Here is a 19,016-nt window from a genome sequence, read left to right as displayed (position 1 = left end):
AAACATCTCTGATTACCGGTGGCTACCGTCCCGCGCATGACGCACGACTACCTGATCATCGGGGCCGGGCCCGCGGGACTGCAACTCGCCGCCCTGCTCGAACGCGACGGTCATGACTACCGCGTCCTGGAGGCCGGCCCCGCACCCGGAACGTTCTTCACCACCTATCCGCGCCACCGTCAGCTGATCTCCATCAACAAGGTCTACACCGGCTCCGACGATCCGGAGTTCAACCTGCGCACGGACTGGAACTCGCTGCTCAGCGACGACCCCGCCCTGCTGTTCGCCCGGTACACCGAGCGGTACTTCCCGGACGCCGAGGTGTTGCTGCGCTACCTCGCCGACTTCGCCGCGGCGACCGGGGTACGGGTCGTGCCCCGGACCACGGTGGTCCGGGTGAGCCGCGACGGCGACGGGTTCCGTGCCCTCGACGCCGACGGCCGCACCTGGCGAGGCCGCCGCCTGGTGGTGGCGACCGGGGTCTCCAAGCTGCACGTGCCGCCGATCGAGGGGATCGAGACCGCCGAGCGGTACGACACGGTCAGCGTGGATCCACGGGACTTCGTCAACCAACGGGTCATGGTCATCGGCAAGGGCAACTCCGGATTCGAGACCGCCGACGCCCTGGTGGAGACCGCCGCCGTCGTGCACGTCGCGGGGCCACACTCGGTCCGGTTCGCCTGGCAGACGCACTACGTCGGGCACCTGCGGGCGGTGAACAACAACTTCCTCGACACGTACCAGCTCAAGTCGCAGAACGCCGTCCTGGACGGCACGGTCGAGAGCATCCACCGGCGTCCCGGCGGCGGCTACCTGGTCCGGTTCCGGTACGCCCGCTCGGTCGAGGCGATCCGGGAGATCGAGTACGACCGGGTGATCGCCTGCACCGGTTTCCGCTTCGACGCGAGCATCTTCGACGACACCTGCCGGCCGCGGCTGGTCATCGACGACCGCTTCCCGGAGCAGACCCCGGCCTACGAATCGACCTCGGTACCCGACCTGTACTTCGCCGGCACGCTCACCCAGCAACGCGACTTCAAGCGATCGACCAGCGGATTCATCCACGGCTTCCGGTACGGCGCGCGGGCGCTGCACCGGATCCTCAACTCCCGGTACCACGGCGTGGCCTGGCCCAGCACCGAGTTGCCGGCAACCCCGGAGGCGATCACCGACGCGATCATCGCCCGGATCAACCGCTCCTCCGGGCTGTGGCAGCAGTTCGGCGTCCTCGGCGACGTCGTGACGGTACGCGGCGGCACCGCCCGCTACCACGAGGAGGTGCCGGTGGCGTATCTCGCCGACGGCGGGCTCGGCGACGGGTCGGCGCTCGCCGTCACCCTCGAGTACGGGGCGGGTCACGACGCGGTGGACCCGTTCGACGTCTCCGTGCCGCGGGTGGCCGAGAACGACGCGCAGGGCGCGCATCGGGCCACCTACCTGCACCCGGTCGTCCGGCACCGTCGGGGCGGGACGGTGATGGCGGTGCACCATCTGGCGGAGAACCTGGAGAACCAGTGGAACCTGCCCACGGTCCACCAGCAGCCGCTGGCCGCCTTCGTCAAGGAATGCCTGGCCGGTGCCGAACGCTGAGCCCGCCCGGGCGGTGCCACGCGCTGAGCCCGCCCGGGCGGTGCCGAACGCTGGGCCGAGCTACCCGCAGGCCGTGCTCGACCTCCTCGCCACCGGCCGGGACCGGCCGGTGTTCGAGCACGGCCCGCGTACCGTCGGCGCCGACGAGCTGGCGGACCTGGTCGCCCGGATCAGCGCCGGGCTGCGAGCGGCGGGGATCGGTCCGGGTGACGGAATCGCGGTGCTGCTCGGCGTGTCACCGGAGGCGTTCGCCGCGATCATCGCGGTGCAGGTGGTCGGTGCCCGGGTGGCCGGAGTGCGCCCCGGGCTCACCCCCGGACAGCTTCGGCACCTGCTCACCCACCGGATCAGGGCGGTGCTGGTCGACCGCGACACCGCGACACCGCGGCTCCGGTCGACCGCCGCCGGTCGCCACCTGCTGGCGGTCGGCACGGTCGACGGGTTGCCCGACCTGACCGCCACCCGGGCGTACCCGGGCCCGCCGGTACCCGCCGGACACCCGGAGGACGTCGGCCGGGTCATCTACACCAGCGGCAGCACCGGCACTCCGAAGGGCTGCCTCCAGACGTACGCCGCGCTCGGTGCCGCATGGGCAGCGCACCCGGACCGGTGGCCCCCGGCGATCCGCGACCTCGCCGCCCAGCTCGACCGCTACCTGGTCTTCGGCTCGCTGAGCAGCCAGGTGATGCTGGAGTACGGCATCCTCACCCTGGCCGCCGGCGGCACGATGGTGGTCGCCGAACCGCCACGCGAACCGGAACCGTTCTTCCCTGCCGCGCTCGTGCGGCACCGCGCCACCGCCAGCGTGATCACCGTGCCCCGGCTGGCGAAGCTTGTCGCGGCCCAGCGCGCCGCACCGGCCGACCTCGGCGCGCTACGCGCCCTGCTGGTCTCGGGCTCCCCGCTCGCACCGGCCCGACTCGCCGAGGCGATCTCCGTGCTCGGGCCGGTCGTCTACCACGGCTACGGCCAGACCGAGACCGGCATGATCTCGATGGTGACCCCGGCGGAGCTGACCGGCGCACCGGCCGTGCTCGCCTCGGTCGGCCGCCCGCCGGCCGCCGTCGAGGTGCAGGTCCGCGACGCCGGCGGCCGGCCGGTGGCGACCGGGGTCGAGGGGGAACTCTTCGTCCGCACCCCGGCCCAGGCGAGCGGGTACTGGGCCGAGCCGGCGGAGACGGCCGAGGTGTTCGTCGACGGCTGGGTACGCACCCGTGACCTCGCCCGGCTGGACGCCGACGGCTACCTGTACCTGCTGGGGCGGGCCCGGGACGTCGTCATCGTCAACGCCGACCTCCAGTACGCCGGCCCGATCGAACAGGTCCTCTCCAGCCATCCCGACGTGGCCGAGGCGTACGTCGTGGCCGTGCCCGACGAGGAGACCGGCGAGGCGGTGCACGCCTTCGTCGTCCCTGCTCCGGACCGCCGGCCCGAGGCGGACGTGCTGCGGAAACTGGTCCGGGAACGGCTGGGCGCGGCGAGCGCTCCCCGGCACGTCACCTTCGTCGCCGAGGTTCCGGTCTCGGCCGCCGGCAAGCCGGACAAGCGGCGCCTGCTGGCCGACCGCCGAGCGACACCGTCGTGCTGACCCCTGGGCACGGCGGCGGACACTCGGAACCCGGCCGGCGGCTCAGCGGTCCCCCGGCCCGGCCGGCACGACCGGCTCTGCCGAGCTGGCCGGCACGACCGGCGCTCCTCCCGGATTGGACAGCACGATCCGGGCGTCGTCGGGCAGCCGGCGGGTGGCACCGCGCCGGTCCAGCAGTTCGAGCAGCGGCACGGCGACCCGCCGGGTCGTGCCGAGCGCCTGCCGGGCGGTGCTCAGCGAGAACGGCTGCGGAAGCGCGGCGAGTACCCGGACCGCCCGCTCGGGGGCGTCCGGCAGCAGTACGACGTTGTCGGCGAGCCTGAGCAGCGCGCCGACCCGTACCGCCGCGCCGATCTCCCGGTGCCCGAGCCCGAGTTCGGCGAGCCGGCCCGCCTCCGGGGCGACGAACGGCCGCTCGGCCAGCTCCGCACCGACCCGGCGTACCGCCCGGGCGACCTGCTCGGGCAGGGTGCCGGCCGCGACACCGCGGCCGATCCGCCCGTCGCGGACCACCAGCGGCGTGGTGACCAGGGCCTCCACCAGGGCCCGATCCGGCAGGTCCAGCAGCCGGCGCGCGGTCTCGACCGGCATCCCCGGCTCCAGCGGATGCGCCCGCGTCCACCGGGTCACCTCGGCGAGCAGCCGCCGGCCGAGCTCCCGCCAGTGCCCGGGGTCGGCGTGCCACCCGCCGGTCACCGGCGCCGTCGTCACGGTCACACCCATCCGCTCCAGCTCGCGCCGCCGGGCCAGGCCGCGCCGGGCCAGCTCGCCGGGCTCGTCGGGCCGGCCGCCCAGCCCGGCCAGCACCGCCGCCCGGGCGGCCGCCGCGCCACGCCGGCTCAACCTCGGCGGTACGACGTCGAGCACCGTCACCCCGCCGGCCACACACCGCCGGCCGGGATCCCGCAGCAGCCCCCGGTCACCGATACGCAGCGGCAGCGGCCGGTCCAGCCGCAGCCGGGCGGTGTCGGCGCCGAGTGGGCGTATCCGGGCGGTCACCCCGGCCGAGCCGACGTGCAGGGTTACCTCTGCCGGCAGCTCGGCCACCGGGTCGCCGGCCAGCCGGACGTCGACCAGGTCGGTCTGCTGGAAGCGCCCGGGGGTGAGCAGTGCGTCGCCCCGGCGGACCTGTTCCCGGGCCACCCCGCGCAGGTTGACCGCGACCCGGGCCACCCCGGCGACCTCGCAGACCTGGGTACCCAGGGTCTGTAGCTCCCGGATCCGGACCCGCTGGCCGGTGCCGGTCAGCTCCAGCTCGTCACCGTTGCGCAGCACCCCCGCGCCGAGGGTGCCGGTCAGCACGGTGCCGCTGCCCCGGATGGTGAACGCCCGGTCCACCCAGAACCGCACCGGTGCGGCCGGCTCGGGCACCGGCAGCCGGGCGGCGAGCCGGTCCAGGGCGGCGCGCAGCTGCGGCAGCCCGGCGCCGGTGACCGCGCTGACCGCGACCGTCTCGACCCGGCCGAGCGAGGTGGCCGCGATCTGCCCGACCGCCTGTCGGGTGGCGAGGGCGGGGTCGGCCAGGTCGGTCCGGGTCACCACCAGCAACCCGTGCCGGACACCGAGCGCGTGCAGCGCGGCCAGGTGCTCGGCGGACTGCGGCATCCAGCCCTCGTCGGCGGCGACCACGAAGAGCACGGCCGGGGCCGGGCCGATCCCGGCGAGCATGTTGGGGACGAACCGCTGGTGTCCGGGTACGTCGACGAACGCCAGCACCGTTCCGGACGGCAGCGTGGTCCAGGCGAAACCGAGGTCGATGGTCATGCCCCGGCGCCGCTCCTCGGCCCATCGGTCCGGCTCCATCCCGGTCAGCGCCCGAACCAGTGTCGACTTGCCGTGGTCGACGTGTCCGGCGGTGGCGATGACCTGCACGTCAGCTCTCCCGCCAGCCCCGGGCCACCCGGGCGACAGCGGTCCGCACCGCCTCGTCCCGATCGGCGGGCACGCAGCGCAGGTCGAACAGCAGCCGGCCCCGTTCGAGCCGGCCGATCACCGGCGGATCGCCGAGGCGCAGCGGTTCGGCGTACTCCTCGGGAAGGGCGAGGGCCCACGAGTCGAGGGTGACCTCCGGCGCCCCGCCGCCGCCGACCACGGCGTCGTGCGGGACCACCCCGGCCTGCACACCGTCGGTCGCGAGCTGGTCGCGGAGCCGTTCGGTGCGCAGCCGCAGCGCGGCCGGGGTGGCCCGCAGCGCCCGCCAGGTCGGGGTCTCCGGGCCGGTCAGGGTGGCCGCCAGGGCGGCCAGGGTGAGCTTGTCCACCCGCAGAGCCCGGGCCAGGGGATGCCGGCGGAGCACCTCGACCAGGTCGGCGTCGCCGAGCAGCAGCCCGGCCTGCGGCCCGCCGAGCAGCTTGTCACCGCTCGCGGTGACCAAGGCCGCGCCGCCCCGCAACGCCGAGGCGGCGTCCGGCTCGGCGGGCAGCAGCGGGTCCGGGGCCAGCAGCCCGGAGCCGATGTCGACCACCACCGGTACGCCGAGGGTGGCCAGTTCCTCGACCGCTACGGCGGCGGTGAAGCCCCGGACGACGAAGTTCGACGGATGCACCTTGAGCACGAACGCGGTGCGCGGCCCGACCGCCGCCGCGTAGTCGGCCAGCCTGCTCCGGTTGGTGGTGCCCACCTCGCGCAGCGTCGCCCCGGTGCTGACCAGCAGGTCCGGCAGCCGGAACCCGTCGCCGATCTCCACCAGCTCGCCCCGGCTGACCACGATCTCCCGGCCGGCGGGGTCCCCGTCGGGCCGGTGCGCGGCGGTCAGCGCGGCCGCGACCAGGGCGAGCGCGGCGGCACCGTTGTTGACCACGTGCACCGCGCCGGCCGACGGCACCGCGGCGGCGAGCGCGGCCAGCGCACCCCGGCCGCGCCGGGCGCGCCGCCCGGTCCGCAGGTCGAGTTCCACATCGGTGTGCCCGGCCGCCGCGATCACCGCGTCGACCGCCGCCGCCGACAGCGGCGCCCGGCCGAGGTTGGTGTGCAGCACCACGCCGGTGGCGTTGAGCACCGGGCGCGGCCCGGCGGCGGTGGCCGGCAGTGCGGCCAGGGTGGCCGGGACGACCTCCTCCGGCGGGATCTCGCCGCGCCGGACCCGGTCCTGGGCGGCGCCGAGCAGGGCCTTGAGCCGGACCCGCCCGACGGTCGCCTCGGCGGTGACCAGCCGGGGGTCGGCGAGCAGCACGTCGGTGCGTGGCACCCGGCGCCGAGGATCGACCGCCCCGTCCATTCCCACCTCGCTGTAGAAACCCGTTCACCCGGCACTTAACCACACCCGATCTCCAGACGCCGGGGGAAGTCCACGACCGGCCGGGATGGACGGTGCCGATCGGAGCGCGCCGGGGCGGGTCAGCCGGCCGGGGTGAGCGCGCCGGGGCCGGGCAGCAGGTCGACGTCGGCGGCCCGGATCGGCTCGCCGCAGGCGGAACAGCTCAGCTCGACGTGACCGACCTGCCCGCAGGCCCGGTGCCGGTGCAGCACAGGTGGGCCCGGCTCGCCGGCGGTCCACCGGTCGCCCCAGCGGACCATGACGAGGAGCAGGTCGCAGAGTTCCTGTCCCTTGTCGGTGAGCAGGTACTCGTACCGCGGCGGCCGGTTCGAGTACTCCCGCCGCTGGAGGACACCGTTGTCGACCAGCCAGCGGAGCCGCTCGGCGAGCACCTTGGTGGAGATGCCGAGATCCTGCTGGATCTGGTCGAACCGGGTGATCCCGGCGTAGACGTCGCGCAGGATCAGCGGGGACCAGGGCTCTCCGACGACGTCCAGGGTGCGGGCGATCGAACAGGCCATCTCGGCGAACCGGGTTCGCTGCATGCCACCACCCTAGGCGATCTGACTTCCTTCAGGGAAGGGACTTCGGCTAGGGTGTGCCGGACCACATCCTTTCTTCAGGGAAGTCACCGTAGGAGGAACCATGAACCGACCCCAGGTGGTGCCGGCCGAGCAGTGGCGGACTGCCCTGGCCACGCTGCGCGACAAGGAGAAACAACTCACCCGGGCGCTGGACGACCTGGCCGCCGAGCGGCGCCGGCTGCCGATGGTCCGCGTCGACAAGGACTACCGGTTCGTCGGCCCGGACGGGCCGGTGGGGCTGCCGGATCTGTTCGAGGGACGCCGGCAGCTCATCGTCTACTGCTTCATGTGGCACGGCGCCGACCACGTCTGCTCGGGCTGCGCGATGTTCACCGACAACATCGGACACCTCGCCCACCTGCACGCCCGGGACACCTCGCTGGCGCTGGTCTCCCGGGGGCCGCTCGCCGAGATCCTGCCGGTGCGGGAGCGGATGGGCTGGTCGATCCCCTGGTACTCCTGCGCCGCGGGCGACTTCACCGACGACATGGACGCGGGCGACGGATTCGGGCTCAACGTCTTCCTCCGCGACGGCGCCGAGGTCTACCGCAGCTACTTCACCACCAACCGGGGGGTGGAACGGCTCGGCAGCGGTTGGACCTTCCTCGACCTCACGCCGTACGGGCGGCAGGAGACCTGGGAGGATTCGCCGGACGGGTGGCCGCAGGGGCAGCCGTACGCGTGGTGGCGGCTGCACGACGAGTATCCGGCGGAAACCGCGGCGCCGAGTGGCACGGCCGGCGTCGATTCGGTGCGGGGGCGGTCGTGAGCGGCCGTACGCCCGTCGCCGAACTGCTCTTCCGGGCCGAGGACGCGGCGCCGATGAGCCTGGACGAGGCGACGGTACGACCATGGAGCCAGGCCCGGACGGCGTTGGAGTCGACGACGAAGGGCTGGCTGTCGACCGTACGGCCGGACGGCAGGCCGCACGTCGCGCCGGTGATGCCGGTCTGGGCCGACGGCGCGCCCTGCTTCACCACCCGCCCCGGCTCGCGCAAGGGCCGGAACCTGGCCGGCGCCCCGGCCTGCGCGCTCAGCGTCGCCGCCCCCGACCTCGACCTGGACCTCGTGCTGGAGGGCGATGCCGTCCGGCTGCGGGACCCGGCGCTGCTCCGGCAGGTGGCCGACACCTTCGCGGAGAAGTACCGGTGGGAGCTGACGATCCGCGACGGAGTCGTCCGGGATCCCGGACTGCCGGGCGAACCCGAGTACGCCTTCTACCGGGTCACCGTGCTGCGCGGCTTCGGCTACGGCGCCGACGGGTCGACCGCGACCCGCTGGCGCTTCGGCTGAACCGCCGGAGCGGGCGGCGGGTGCGACCATGGTCCGATGACCACCGGGCAGCGCCATCGACTCACCCAGTACGCGCACGGCGGCGGCTGCGCCTGCAAGATCCCGCCGGGCGAGCTGGAGGAGGTGGTGGCCGGGCTGGTCGGCACGTCCGCGCCGGCCGGGCCGGGTGAACTGCTGGTCGGGCTCGACGACGGCGACGACGCGGCGGTGGTCCGGCTCGGGTCGGGTACCGCCGTGGTGGCGACCGCCGACTTCTTCACCCCGGTGGTCGACGACCCGTACGACTGGGGCCGGATCGCCGCCGCCAACGCCCTCTCCGACGTCTACGCGATGGGCGGTACCCCGGTGGTCGCGGTGAACCTGCTGGCCTGGCCCCGCGAGGTGTTGCCGCTGGCGCTCGCCGCCGAGGTGCTGCGCGGCGGGCTGGACGTGGCCCGGGAGGCGGGCTGCCACGTGGCCGGCGGGCACAGCGTGGACGACCCCGAGCCCAAGTACGGGATGGCGGTCACCGGGATCGCCCACCCGGAGCGGCTGATGCGCAACGACGCCGGCGTGGCCGGGCTGCCACTGACCCTGACCAAACCGCTCGGCGTCGGGGTGCTCAACAGCCGGCACAAGCGGACCGGCGAGGTGTTCGGGCAGGCGGTGGCGGCGATGACCGAGCTGAACCGGGCCGCCTCGGCGGCGGCGGTGGCTGCCGGGATCCGCTGTGGCACCGACGTGACCGGGTTCGGGCTGCTCGGCCACCTGCACAAGCTGGCCCGGGCGTCCGGGCTGACCGCCCGGGTCCGCGCGTCGGCCGTACCGTATCTGGACGGTGCCCGGGCGGCGCTGGCCGACGGCTTCGTCAGCGGCGGTACCCGACGCAACCTGGCCTGGGTGCGTCCGCACCTGGAGTCGGCGGGGGTCGACGAGGACGAGTTGCTGCTGCTGGCCGACGCGCAGACCTCCGGTGGCCTGCTGGTCGCCGGCGAGCTGCCCGGCCACCCGGTGGTCGGCGAGCTGCTGCCGCCCCGGGGCGACGGGCGGACCCTGCTGGTGACGGGGTGAGGACGCGGAACGGGTCCCCGGGATCGACGATCCCGGGGACCCGCACGGTGCAACCCGCTGCTACTACCGCTCAGTTGGCGCCACCGGTGAGCGGGGCCAGCTTCGGGTCGTCGGCGTACGCCTCGACCACGTTCTTCTTGGTGACGATCAGCGGCTCCAGCAGGTTGGCCGGGACGACCTTGACGCCGTTGTCGTCCGGGTCCGCTCACCATACGTCCGGCCCTGTCGGGCCGCGCCACACCGGCCCGGCCGAACGTGTGGCCGATCACGCCGGCCCACCCCACCACCGGCCCCGGCAGAACGTGTGCCCGGCGCGCCGGAACCACCACCCTCCCGGCTCGGCGTCCTCGGGTCGTGGCTACGGGCCGGCGGCGGCCTTCCGGTCCGCGCCGTGCTCCCGCTGCGGCAGCACCGTGTACTTCGGGTCCCGGGCGGAGACCTTCCCGGCCTCGAAGACGCCGAACCGGGTCAGCAGCGAGGAGGCCAGCAGGGCCGCGCCGGAGAGCACGCGAAGTGTCCGGTTGCCCCGGGCCAGCAACGCGCCCGCGGTGCCGGCGGCCAGCAGCAGCTGCCCGCCCCGGATCAGCCGGGCCGGCCGCCCGGTCCGGTACGGCTCACCGGTCAGCCCCAGCCGGGCGATCCGGCGCTCGGCGAGCACCTCGACCACCGCACCGGCCAGCGCCAGCCGGGCCGCGGGGCCGGACTGCGCGGCCGGTGCCGCGACCAGCCCGGCCCCCGCACCGGCGACCAGCGCGCTGCCGCCGAACATGAACGGCAGGTCCGGGTACGCGTCGTGCCAGGCCGGCATCGCCGTGTCGGCCAGCAGCACCCCGGTGTACGTGGCCAGCGCCGGTGCCGTTGCCGCCGCGACCAGCCCGGCGCCCCGGCCGACCGGTGGCAGCAGCCGGCGGGCCAGACCGAGCCCGCCGCGCCGGGGCAGCACCGGGGCGACCTCGCTCACCGCGGCCAACCCCGCCGCCGGCCCGAAGATGGCCAGGATCCAGGTGCCCATCGACATCGGCGAGGTCGGCTTGACGACCCGCAGCATGTGGTGGAACCGGGCCGGCCGGCCGAGATCGCTGATCAGGAAAAAGGTGCTCAGGCCGACCGCGCCCAGCGAGACGAGGCGGCCGGCCCGACGCAGCGCCGCCCGCCCGGTCAGGTCCGCACCGGCGGCCAGCAGTGCCGAGCCGGCCGCCAACCCGCCGGTGAACAGGTACGCGGGGATGGCCTGCCGCCACACCGGCGCCTTGACCACCGGCCGCCCGTAGTACGAGCTGAACTCGGCCGGTGGGACGACCACCGGTTGCCCGGCGACCACTCCCGGCCCCGACCCGCCGCGCTGACCGGTCCGCCGCCGCGGTTCACCGCCGATGCCGCCGGTCATGACGGCCGTCCGACGAACGCGGCCACCACCGCGGCAGTCATGGTGAGCGCGGCCAGCCCGGCCCGGCGCCACATCCGGGGCAGGTCCCGGGTGGTCACCACCGGGTCCGGCGGCAGCCCGTACACCTCGGGCTCGTCGAGCAGCAGGAAGAACGCTCCGTCACCGCCCACCCCGTCGTCCGGGTCGTGCCCGTAGAGCCGGGCCTCGGCAACGCCGTCGGCGTGCAGTCGCTCGACCCGGGCCCGGGCCCGCTCGCGCAGCTCGTCGAGTTCGCCGTACTGGATCGACTCGGTGGGGCAGGCCTGGGCGCAGGCCGGCATTCGTCCAGCAGTCATCCGGTCGTAGCAGAGGGTGCACTTCCAGGCCCGGCCATCTCCACTGCGCTGGTCGATGACGCCGAATGGGCAGGCGGGAACGCAGTAGCCGCAGCCGTTGCAGATGTCCTCCTGCACCACCACGGTGCCGAACTCGGTGCGGAACAGCGAGCCGGTCGGGCAGACGTCCAGGCAGGCGGCGTGGGTGCAGTGCTTGCAGACGTCCGACATCATCAGCCAGCGCAGGTCGGTACGCCCGTCCAGGTCCCCCTCCCGGCCGGGCAGGTCGGTGCCGGGCATCCCGAGGAACTGCGTCCCCTGCGCCATCCGGCCCGCCGGGCCGGGCTCCGGGGCCGGCGGCACGCCGGGACTGGTCCCCTGGTCGGGCCCGATCACCCCACCCGCCTCCGCGGTGACCGGGGCGATCGGCGGCCCGCTCGGGGTACCGGCCAGCGGCGCCGACGACTGCCAGCCGGCCGGCCGGGGCTGCTCGACGAAGGCGACGTGCCGCCACGAGTTGGCAGTCAACGCCCCCGTGTTGTCGTACGACATGCCGAGCAGGTCGAGACCGCTCTCCGGCACCAGGTTCCACTCCTTGCAGGCCACCTCACAGGCCTTGCAGCCGATGCAGAGACTGGTGTCGGTGAAGAACCCCATCCGGGGTGGCGGGTCGAGGTGGCCGGCCTGCTCGGCGGGGTTGACCGGCGCGGCCGGACGTCGCGTCTCGACCATGCTCATGCCTCCGGTTTCGTGTCGTCGCCGGTGTGCCGTCCACCCGGCCCCTGGCCGGCACCGCAGCCGTCGACGGGTGTCCGCCCGGGTCGCCGGGGATCTGTTCGGACCGCCTCGCCCCGGGCGTCGGTCACCACCGTGGGGTAGTGCCCGTCGGCACCGGCCCGCCACCGGTAGTCGGCGAGGTAGTCGAGCAGCCCCGGCCCGGTCGGTCGGCGGCCGGCCCGGATGTCACAGGTGCCGACCTTGCTCTCCTGAATCAGCACGTTCGGGTCGAGGGTGACCCCGAACAGGTCGTTGGCCGGCTCGCCCCGGACCAGGCCCGCATTGCCGAAGTGGTACGGCAGCCAGAGCTGGTGAATGATCCGGCCGTCGACCCGCAGCGGGCTCAACCGGTCGGTCACCATCACCCGCGCCTCGATCACACCCCGACAGGTGACCAGGTGCGCCCAGCCCAGGTGGGTCAGCTCGCGTTCGACGGCGAGTTCCGGTCCGACCTCGACGAACATCTCCGGTTGCAGTTCGGCCAGGTAGCGGACGTTCCGGCTCATCGCCCCCGCGGTGTGGTGCTCGGTGAGCCGGCTGACCGTGAAGACATACGGGAAGACGCCGGTGCCCACCTCCGGCGGGCTGGGGTTGGTCGGGTTGTCCGGCCGGTCGTACGTCCTGCGGGTCGGATTGGCCTGCTGCCCGTAGAGCGGGTTGCGGACCGGGGACTCGACCGGCTCGTAGTGGGTCGGCAATGGCCCGTCCAGTATCCCGGACGGCGCGAACAGCCAGCCCTTTCCGTCGCCCTGCATGACGAACGGATCGTCGCCGGCCAGCGCGGCCACTCCGGTCGCGTCCGGGTCCGGCCGGTACGACGGCGGCTTGGTCTTCTCGAAGTCCGGTACGTCGGGTCCGGTCCACTCACCCCGGTCCGCGTCCCACCAGACGTACCGCTTGCGTTCGCTCCACGGCCGGCCCTCCGGGTCGGCGGAGGCCCGGTTGTAGAGCAGCCGCCGGTTGAGCGGCCAGGCCCAGCCCCACTCGGCGGCGACCCAGTTCTGCTCCCCGCCGGGTTTGCGCCGGGCCGCCTGGTTGACCCCGTCGGCGAAGACTCCGGTGTAGATCCAGCAACCGCCGAGGGTCGAACCGTCGTCCTTCATCTCGGTGTACGAGTTCAGCGGGCGTCGGGTGGCCACCTCGTACCCGTTGATCTCCCGCAGCACCGCCTCGGCGTCCGGCTCGGCGTGCGGTCCCTCGGTGGGATAGTCCCAGGTCAGGTCGAGCAGGGCCCGGTCGCGCGGCCGGGTCGAGCCGGCGAGCTTGGCCCGGATGATCCGGCCGAGGTGGTAGAAGAACCAGAGTTCCGAGCGGCAGTCGCCGGGCGCCTGCACGGCCTTCTCCCGCCACTGCAACAGCCGCTGCGTCTGGGTGAAGGTGCCGGGCTTCTCGACGTACGAGGCGGCGGGCAGGAAGAAGACCTCGGTACGGCATCGCTCCGGGGCGATCTCGCCGGTCTCCACCTCCCGGCTGTCCTTCCAGAACGTCGCACTCTCGACCAGGAAGAGGTCGCGGACGACCAGCCAGTCCAGGTTGGCCATGCCGAGCCGCTGGGCACGGCCGTGCGCCGAACCGACCGCCGGGTTCTGTCCGAGCAGGAAGTAGCCCTTCACCTTGCCGTCGATCATGTCGAACACGGTCTGGTAGGTGCCGTGGTCGCCGCTCATCCGGGGCAGGTAGTCGTAGCAGAAGTCGTTCTCCGGGGTGGCCGCCGCGCCCCAGTACGCCTTGAGCAGGTTCACCGCGTACGCCCGGGCGTTGTCCCAGAAGCCCTTCTGGCCGGGGTGCCTGATGCCCTGGCACCACTTGTCGAAGGTCGGGTGCTGGGCGTGGTGCGGCATCGGCAGGTAACCGGGCAACAGGTTGAACAGCGTCGGGATGTCCGTCGAGCCCTGGATGCTGGCGTGCCCGCGCAGCGCCAGGATCCCACCGCCGGGCCGGCCCACGTTGCCGAGCAGCAGCTGGATGATGGCCCCGGTCCGGATGTACTGCACCCCGACGGTGTGCTGCGTCCAGCCGACCGAGTAGACCAGCATGGTGGTGCGGTCCCGGTTCGAGTTCGCCACCCAGGCCTGGGCGACCTCCTCGAACTTCTCCCGAGGAACCCCGCAGACCCGTTCGACCATCTCCGGGGTGTAGCGGGCGTAGTGCCGCTTGAGGATCTGGTATACGCAGCGCGGGTGCTGGAGCGTCTCGTCCCGCTGCGCCCGTGCGGAGACCGGCGGGCCGTGCGACTCGTGTTGCAGCCCGGCCGCGCCCTCCCGCTCGGTGGCGGTGTCGTTGTGCCCGTCGTCCTCGTGCCCGGCGTACTGCCAGCTGCCCCGGTCGTAGCTGGTCCGGTCAGGGTCGTAGCCGGAGAAGAGCCCGTCCAGGTCCTCGGTGTCCCGGAACTCGTCGCTGACGATGGTGGCCGCATTGGTGTAGGCGACGACGTACTCCCGGAAGTCCAGTTCGTTCTCCAGGATGTACCGGACGATGCCGCCGAGGAAGGCGATGTCGGTACCGGCCCGGATCGGGACGTACGCGTCGGCGAGCGCGCTGGTCCGGGTGAACCGGGGATCGACGTGGAAGACCTTGGCACCCCGCCGCTTCGCCTCCATCACCCACTGGAAGCCGACCGGGTGCGCCTCGGCCATGTTCGAGCCCTGGATGATGACGCAGTCACTGTTGATCAGATCCTGCTGGAATTCCGTCGCGCCACCGCGACCGAAGCTGACCCCCAGACCGGGGACCGTGGCGGAGTGTCAAATGCGGGCCTGATTCTCGATCTGGATCGCCCCCGCCGCCGTGAACAGCTTCTTGATGAGGTAGTTCTCCTCGTTGTCCAGGGTCGCCCCGCCGAGGCTGGCGATGCCGAGGGTGCGGTGCAGTGGCCGGCCCTGGTCGTCGACGTCCTCCCAGGTGGCGTCCCGGGCGGCGAGCACCCGGTCGGCGATCATGTCCATCGCGGTCGGCAGGTCCAGCTCTTCCCACTCGGTTCCGTACGGGCGACGGTAGAGCACCCGCTGCTGTCGCAGGTCGCTGGTGACCAGGTCCTTGCTGGCGGCGCCCTTGGGGCAGAGCCGGCCCCGGGAAATCGGACTGTCCGGGTCTCCCTCGATCTGGGTGACCCGCCCGTCGGAGACGTAGACCCGCTGGCCGCAGCCGACGGCGCAGTACGGGCAGATCGACCGGGCGACCGAGTCGGCGGTGTCGGTACGCGGCGTCAGCCCGGCGGAGCGGGCGGACTTCGCGGCGGCGCCCCGGCCGAGCGGGTCGGTGCCGGTGAGCTGACGGTAGACCGGCCACTGCGTGATCCAGGTGCGGACCCCCATGTTGTCAGCACCTCCCGCCATCACCAGGCCGGTCGCCTGACTCCCAGGTTAGGTCAGCCAGACGGTGCCCGCAGGACAGCGGCGAAACCCGGTCGGCCGGAGAACTACCAGGAAATTTCGCCCTGGCCACGGGGCCGTCGAGAGTCGCCCCAGCCTGCGGAAACGGGACGAAGGACAGCAAAGGGTCGGGCGTCAATATGAATGATCGTGACATCTGAGGGTGATCGGCGCAGTACTCTGACGCGATGTCTGTCGATCAATCCTCCGAGACCGGTTCGGATCCCATCCCCCGGATCGACTTCGACCACCACTCCCCCGGATACCGTGCCAACTGGCGGGCCATCTCCGACGAGCACCTGGCCCGGTGCCCGGTCGCCCGCACCGACACCTACGGCGGCTTCTGGGTGGTCTCCGACCACGCCGGCGTGAGTCAGGTGATGCGGGAGCACGCCACCTTCAGCTCCGGCCGAAACACCGAGGACCCGTCGGACCCGCGGCAGGGCATCGTCATCCCGCCGAACCCGATCAAGCAGGTGCCGCTGGAGCTGGACCCGCCGGAGTACAACCCGTACCGGCGGATCATGAGCCCGTACTTCTCGCCGAGCGCGGCCCGCGACTCGCTGCCCTTCGCGGAGCAGGCGACCGACACCCTGCTGGACCGCGTCTGCACGAGCGGCCGGATCGACCTGGTGCTCGACTACGGCAACCCGCTGCCGGCGCTGGCCACCATGAAACTGATCGGGCTGCCGCTGGACGACTGGCAGACGTACGCCGAGCCGATGCACCGGGTGGCGGCGTCGCCGCCGAGCGACCCCGACTACCCGCGCAACGTCCAGATCATGGGGCAGCTCGGCGGCGCGATCGCCGCCGAGGTGCCGAGACTGCGCGAGGAGCCGGGCGAGGGGCTGCTGAGCGGACTGGCCCAGGCCAGCGTCAACGGCGCACCCCTGCCCGTCGAGGAGGTGGTGAGCATCGCGCTGCTGGTGATCCAGGGTGGCGTGCACACCACCACCGCGCTCTTCGCGCACACCATGCTCTGGCTGGCCGACCACCCCGAGCACCGGGAGATGCTGACGGCCGACCCGTCGCTCTGGGTACACGCGACCGAGGAACTGCTCCGGGTCTTCCCACCGGCGATGGGCTTCGCCCGGACCGTCACCCAGAACGTGGTGGTCGGGGGGCAGCAGATGCGGGCCGGCGACCGGGTGATGATGTCGTTCGCCGCCGCCAACCGGGACCCGGCGGTCTTCCCCGACCCCGACGAGGTACGGCTGGACCGCTCCCCCAACCGGCACACCAGCTTCGGGCTCGGTATCCACCGCTGTATCGGGCTCAACCATGCCCGCGCCTGGTTCCCGGTGATGGTGCGGCGGGTGCTCGAACGCATGCCGGACCTGGTCATCGACCGCGACGCCACGAAGCAGAACGAAAGCGTCGGTGTGATCAACGGGTTCGTCAGCATGCCGGCGACGTTCACCCCGACCGACCCGCTCGGGGTGACCATGCCGGACTGACCGACCCACCCCGGCCGACCGCCGGTTCGGGCGTCCGCCGGAAGCGTTCCGGCGGACGCCCGCCGGCTCGGCCGGCCCGTGCCGGTCTCGGCCGGCCGGGACCGGCAGGGGCCGGTTCGACGAACCAACCCGCCGCCGTCACCGCCGGCCTGTCGTCGGGGAGGCCGGCGCGTGGCCGGGCCTCCCCGAATCCGTGGGCCGACGCGTCACCTGGACCAGACGTCCTGCACGATGTCGGCAGCCTGCTCCTCCCACTGCGCGTACGCGTAGGGGTAGGCCGACACCTGCACCGCCTGGGCGGCGTCGGTCAGCGGCCGGTCCCACCAGCGGTCGACCCGCTGGAGTCCGGCGTAGAACGCCCTGGCGGAGTAGTCCCGGTCCCGGACCTGCTCCGGCGATCCCCAGCCGGACGACGGCCGCTGCTGGAACAGGCCGAGCGAGTCATGGTCGTTCCACGCGCCCAGGTGACCGAGGTTGCGCAGCTTCGACTCCTGGAGTGCGGTCGCCACGCCGATCACCGCGCCCCGCTGGCCCATGTTCATCTTCCGGGCGACCCGGACGATCTCGCGGGCGTTGTCCCGCTGCTCGGCGTCAAGCTCGATCCGCGACTGGTGGCCCTGCACGCCGTGCGGGACCAGCTTGTCCCGGGACGGCTTGGCGGCCGAGTTCCCGGTGTCGGCGGGCCGGTTACGTTCGGCGTGCCAGTCTCCGCGCGTCGACTGGCCGTACCCCACCGACTGCGCGCCCGGGTCGCCGGAGGCGGCGACCACGCCGACCGGACCAGCCACCGCCGAGCAGGCGGCCGCGCAGGTGAGGCCGGCGACGGCCAGCGCGGACCGGCGGGCGAGCGGGGTTTCCGCGACGGCGGGAAGCCGACGCGTCACCGGATGTTCGGCGATGGCGGGCAGCCATCGGGCGCGAGCGGTCTCCACGATGGCGGGAAGCCATCGTCCGAAAATCGGATTCATGGTTACCCTTTCGTCTGGATTCCGGGAGGCACTGCGAGGGCCCTGGGACGCCAGCCCCAGCGCACAAGGGAGGCACGCCCGCGGTCCAGGGGGCTGACCTCGCGGGCGTACCGACAATGAACAACCAGCCGGGCCAGTCCGGCATTCCGGATTTGCCCTTCCGCCGGACACCGTCGGCCCGGCCCGGATTCCGACCCAGCCCGAACCCGAACTCGGGGCTGGCAGCAGGCCGGACAGACCAGCAAAATCGGGTACGGACGATCCGTACCCGGCCGCTTCCGGCTACCCTGAGCGCATGCAGTACGTCGCCGCGTCCGGAACCGGTGTGGCCTACCTGGCCCGCCCCGGTCGGCCTGCCGTGGTGACCGCGACCGTCGCCGAGCTGACCGGCCCGACCCGGGGCACGATCGTGCTGCCACTGCGCCTCATGTGGGGGCCGGAGCGCAGCTTCGACCTCGACGACCCGGACCAACTGCTCTGGATGTACGAGAACGTCCTGCGTGAGACCACCCGTTCCGACGACCTGCGCCGGTTCGTCAACGGTCGGGTCCTCCGTCGGGTCTGGTCCTCGCTGAACCTGCCGCGCGGAGTGCGGGCGGCGTGGGAGCGACGGCACCCGTCGCTGGCCGCCGGTGATCGCCGGGCGGCATGACCACCACGCATCTCGACGACTTCTACCGACAGGTCGCCCGGGTCGCCCTCTCCGTGGCCGACAAGCACGGATTCGTCCTCGGCGGCGGGGTGGCCTGGGCGGCGCACGGGCTGGTGTCCCGACCGACCGAGGACGTCGACCTCTTCGCCGACGTCGACGGCGCAGCGGCCAGCGCCGAGGCAGAGGTCCGAGCCGCGCTGGAGGCGGCCGGCTTCACCGTCGTCGACGAGGACCCGTCGACCGACCTGGCCGGGCTGTTCAGCGGCTTCGAGTTGGACATGAAGGACTTCCTGGTCGGCAGGGGCGGGCGGCAGCTACGGCTCAGCCTGGGCCGGCTGGACCGGCACCGCAGCCCGGTGGTGATGGACCTCGGTCCGGTCATGCACGTCCAGGACCTGGTGGCCAGCAAGACCGCCGCCCTGGTCACCCGCCGTGAGGTGCGCGACTACATCGACGTGGCGGCGGCGCTCGACCGGTACGCCGTACCTGACCTGATCCGGCTCGCCACCGAGTACGACCCGGCGATCGAGCCGGACGACATCACCGCCGCCGGCCGTTACCTGGACCGGTTGCCCGACCAGCGCTTCGCCCGGTACGGGCGGGACGCCGCACAGATCCGATCGATCCGCGCGAAGCTGGCTGCCTGGCCCCGTTGACCCGGGTGCGCCCGCCTCGGTTGAGGCTCCGGATCCGAGGATGCCGAAGGCCGGACCCGACCCGGGTCCGGCC

Annotated in this window: 14 protein-coding genes and 1 pseudogene; 8 read left to right on the top strand and 7 right to left on the bottom strand. The window is 73.2% G+C overall.

From position 1 onward, the window contains the following. Nucleotides 1–36: 36 nt before the first annotated feature. Both EV371_RS17185 and EV371_RS17180 read left to right on the top strand, forming a co-directional pair. Nucleotides 37–1,590 carry an NAD(P)-binding domain-containing protein gene (locus tag EV371_RS17185; RefSeq protein ID WP_130462936.1) on the top strand — a complete coding sequence of 518 codons (1,554 nt, stop codon included), beginning with the start codon at nucleotides 37–39 and terminating at the stop codon, nucleotides 1,588–1,590. Continuing rightward, the gene (locus EV371_RS17180; RefSeq protein WP_486484657.1) at nucleotides 1,577–3,178 is read left to right on the top strand and encodes a class I adenylate-forming enzyme family protein; all 1,602 of its coding nucleotides are present in this window, start codon (nucleotides 1,577–1,579) and stop codon (nucleotides 3,176–3,178) included. Before EV371_RS17185 ends, EV371_RS17180 begins: the two co-directional genes overlap by 14 nt. Nucleotides 3,179–3,220: 42 nt before the next feature. Here the strand turns inward: EV371_RS17180 and selB are convergent, their stop codons facing one another. From selB to EV371_RS17165, 3 genes are all read right to left on the bottom strand, one after another. After that, a complete protein-coding gene (gene selB, locus EV371_RS17175) occupies nucleotides 3,221–5,050 on the bottom strand; it encodes a selenocysteine-specific translation elongation factor (RefSeq protein WP_130462935.1) in 1,830 nt (609 codons plus the stop codon). Between the two features lies 1 nt (nucleotide 5,051). After that, nucleotides 5,052–6,395: an L-seryl-tRNA(Sec) selenium transferase gene (gene selA / locus EV371_RS17170; RefSeq protein WP_130462934.1), complete on the bottom strand. Its 1,344-nt coding sequence runs from the start codon at nucleotides 6,393–6,395 to the stop codon at nucleotides 5,052–5,054. Nucleotides 6,396–6,514: 119 nt separating this feature from the next. Continuing rightward, nucleotides 6,515–6,979 carry a winged helix-turn-helix transcriptional regulator gene (locus tag EV371_RS17165; protein WP_130462933.1) on the bottom strand — a complete coding sequence of 155 codons (465 nt, stop codon included), beginning with the start codon at nucleotides 6,977–6,979 and terminating at the stop codon, nucleotides 6,515–6,517. Nucleotides 6,980–7,079: 100 nt separating this feature from the next. On the opposite strand from EV371_RS17165, the gene EV371_RS17160 reads away from it, so the two are divergent. The 3 genes from EV371_RS17160 to selD are packed head-to-tail and all read left to right on the top strand — an operon-like array spanning nucleotide 7,080 to nucleotide 9,361. After that, entirely contained in the window at nucleotides 7,080–7,787 is a 708-nt protein-coding gene (locus EV371_RS17160; protein ID WP_130462932.1) for a DUF899 family protein, read from the top strand. Continuing rightward, nucleotides 7,784–8,311 (top strand): pyridoxamine 5'-phosphate oxidase family protein, encoded by a 528-nt coding sequence (locus EV371_RS17155; RefSeq protein ID WP_130462931.1) that lies wholly within the window; start codon nucleotides 7,784–7,786, stop codon nucleotides 8,309–8,311. The genes EV371_RS17160 and EV371_RS17155 overlap by 4 nt, the downstream gene beginning before the upstream one ends. 36 nt (nucleotides 8,312–8,347) lie before the next feature. Beyond that, complete coding sequence (gene selD, locus EV371_RS17150) at nucleotides 8,348–9,361, top strand: selenide, water dikinase SelD (RefSeq protein ID WP_130462930.1); 1,014 nt, start codon at nucleotides 8,348–8,350, stop codon at nucleotides 9,359–9,361. A gap of 358 nt (nucleotides 9,362–9,719) precedes the next feature. Here the strand turns inward: selD and nrfD are convergent, their stop codons facing one another. From nrfD to fdh, 3 genes and pseudogenes are all read right to left on the bottom strand, one after another. After that, nucleotides 9,720–10,748, bottom strand: coding sequence for an NrfD/PsrC family molybdoenzyme membrane anchor subunit (gene nrfD, locus EV371_RS17140; protein WP_130462929.1), 1,029 nt, complete (start codon nucleotides 10,746–10,748; stop codon nucleotides 9,720–9,722). Continuing rightward, nucleotides 10,745–11,794 (bottom strand): 4Fe-4S dicluster domain-containing protein, encoded by a 1,050-nt coding sequence (locus EV371_RS17135; protein ID WP_130462928.1) that lies wholly within the window; start codon nucleotides 11,792–11,794, stop codon nucleotides 10,745–10,747. The genes nrfD and EV371_RS17135 overlap by 4 nt, the downstream gene beginning before the upstream one ends. Before the next feature lie 116 nt (nucleotides 11,795–11,910). Then, nucleotides 11,911–15,153: pseudogene (fdh, locus tag EV371_RS17130) on the bottom strand (formate dehydrogenase); the annotation flags it as partial. 245 nt (nucleotides 15,154–15,398) lie between these two features. On the opposite strand from fdh, the gene EV371_RS17120 reads away from it, so the two are divergent. Further along, nucleotides 15,399–16,667 (top strand): cytochrome P450, encoded by a 1,269-nt coding sequence (locus tag EV371_RS17120; protein ID WP_130462925.1) that lies wholly within the window; start codon nucleotides 15,399–15,401, stop codon nucleotides 16,665–16,667. Nucleotides 16,668–16,873: 206 nt separating this feature from the next. On the opposite strand, the gene EV371_RS17115 is transcribed toward EV371_RS17120, so the two are convergent. Continuing rightward, the gene (locus EV371_RS17115) at nucleotides 16,874–17,635 is read right to left on the bottom strand and encodes a hypothetical protein (RefSeq protein WP_130462924.1); all 762 of its coding nucleotides are present in this window, start codon (nucleotides 17,633–17,635) and stop codon (nucleotides 16,874–16,876) included. Between the two features lie 295 nt (nucleotides 17,636–17,930). Here EV371_RS17115 and EV371_RS17110 point away from each other — a divergent pair, with 295 nt between their 5' ends. After that, complete coding sequence (locus EV371_RS17110) at nucleotides 17,931–18,287, top strand: hypothetical protein (protein ID WP_130462923.1); 357 nt, start codon at nucleotides 17,931–17,933, stop codon at nucleotides 18,285–18,287. Further along, on the top strand, nucleotides 18,284–18,943 hold the full coding sequence (locus tag EV371_RS17105) for a nucleotidyl transferase AbiEii/AbiGii toxin family protein (RefSeq protein WP_130462922.1): 660 nt from the start codon (nucleotides 18,284–18,286) through the stop codon (nucleotides 18,941–18,943). Before EV371_RS17110 ends, EV371_RS17105 begins: the two co-directional genes overlap by 4 nt. Nucleotides 18,944–19,016 lie beyond the last annotated feature (73 nt).

The sequence above is a fragment of the Plantactinospora sp. CNZ321 genome (assembly GCF_004217235.1).
Note: the sequence above shows the minus strand (reverse complement) of the source record. Positions and strands in the feature narration are given on the sequence as shown.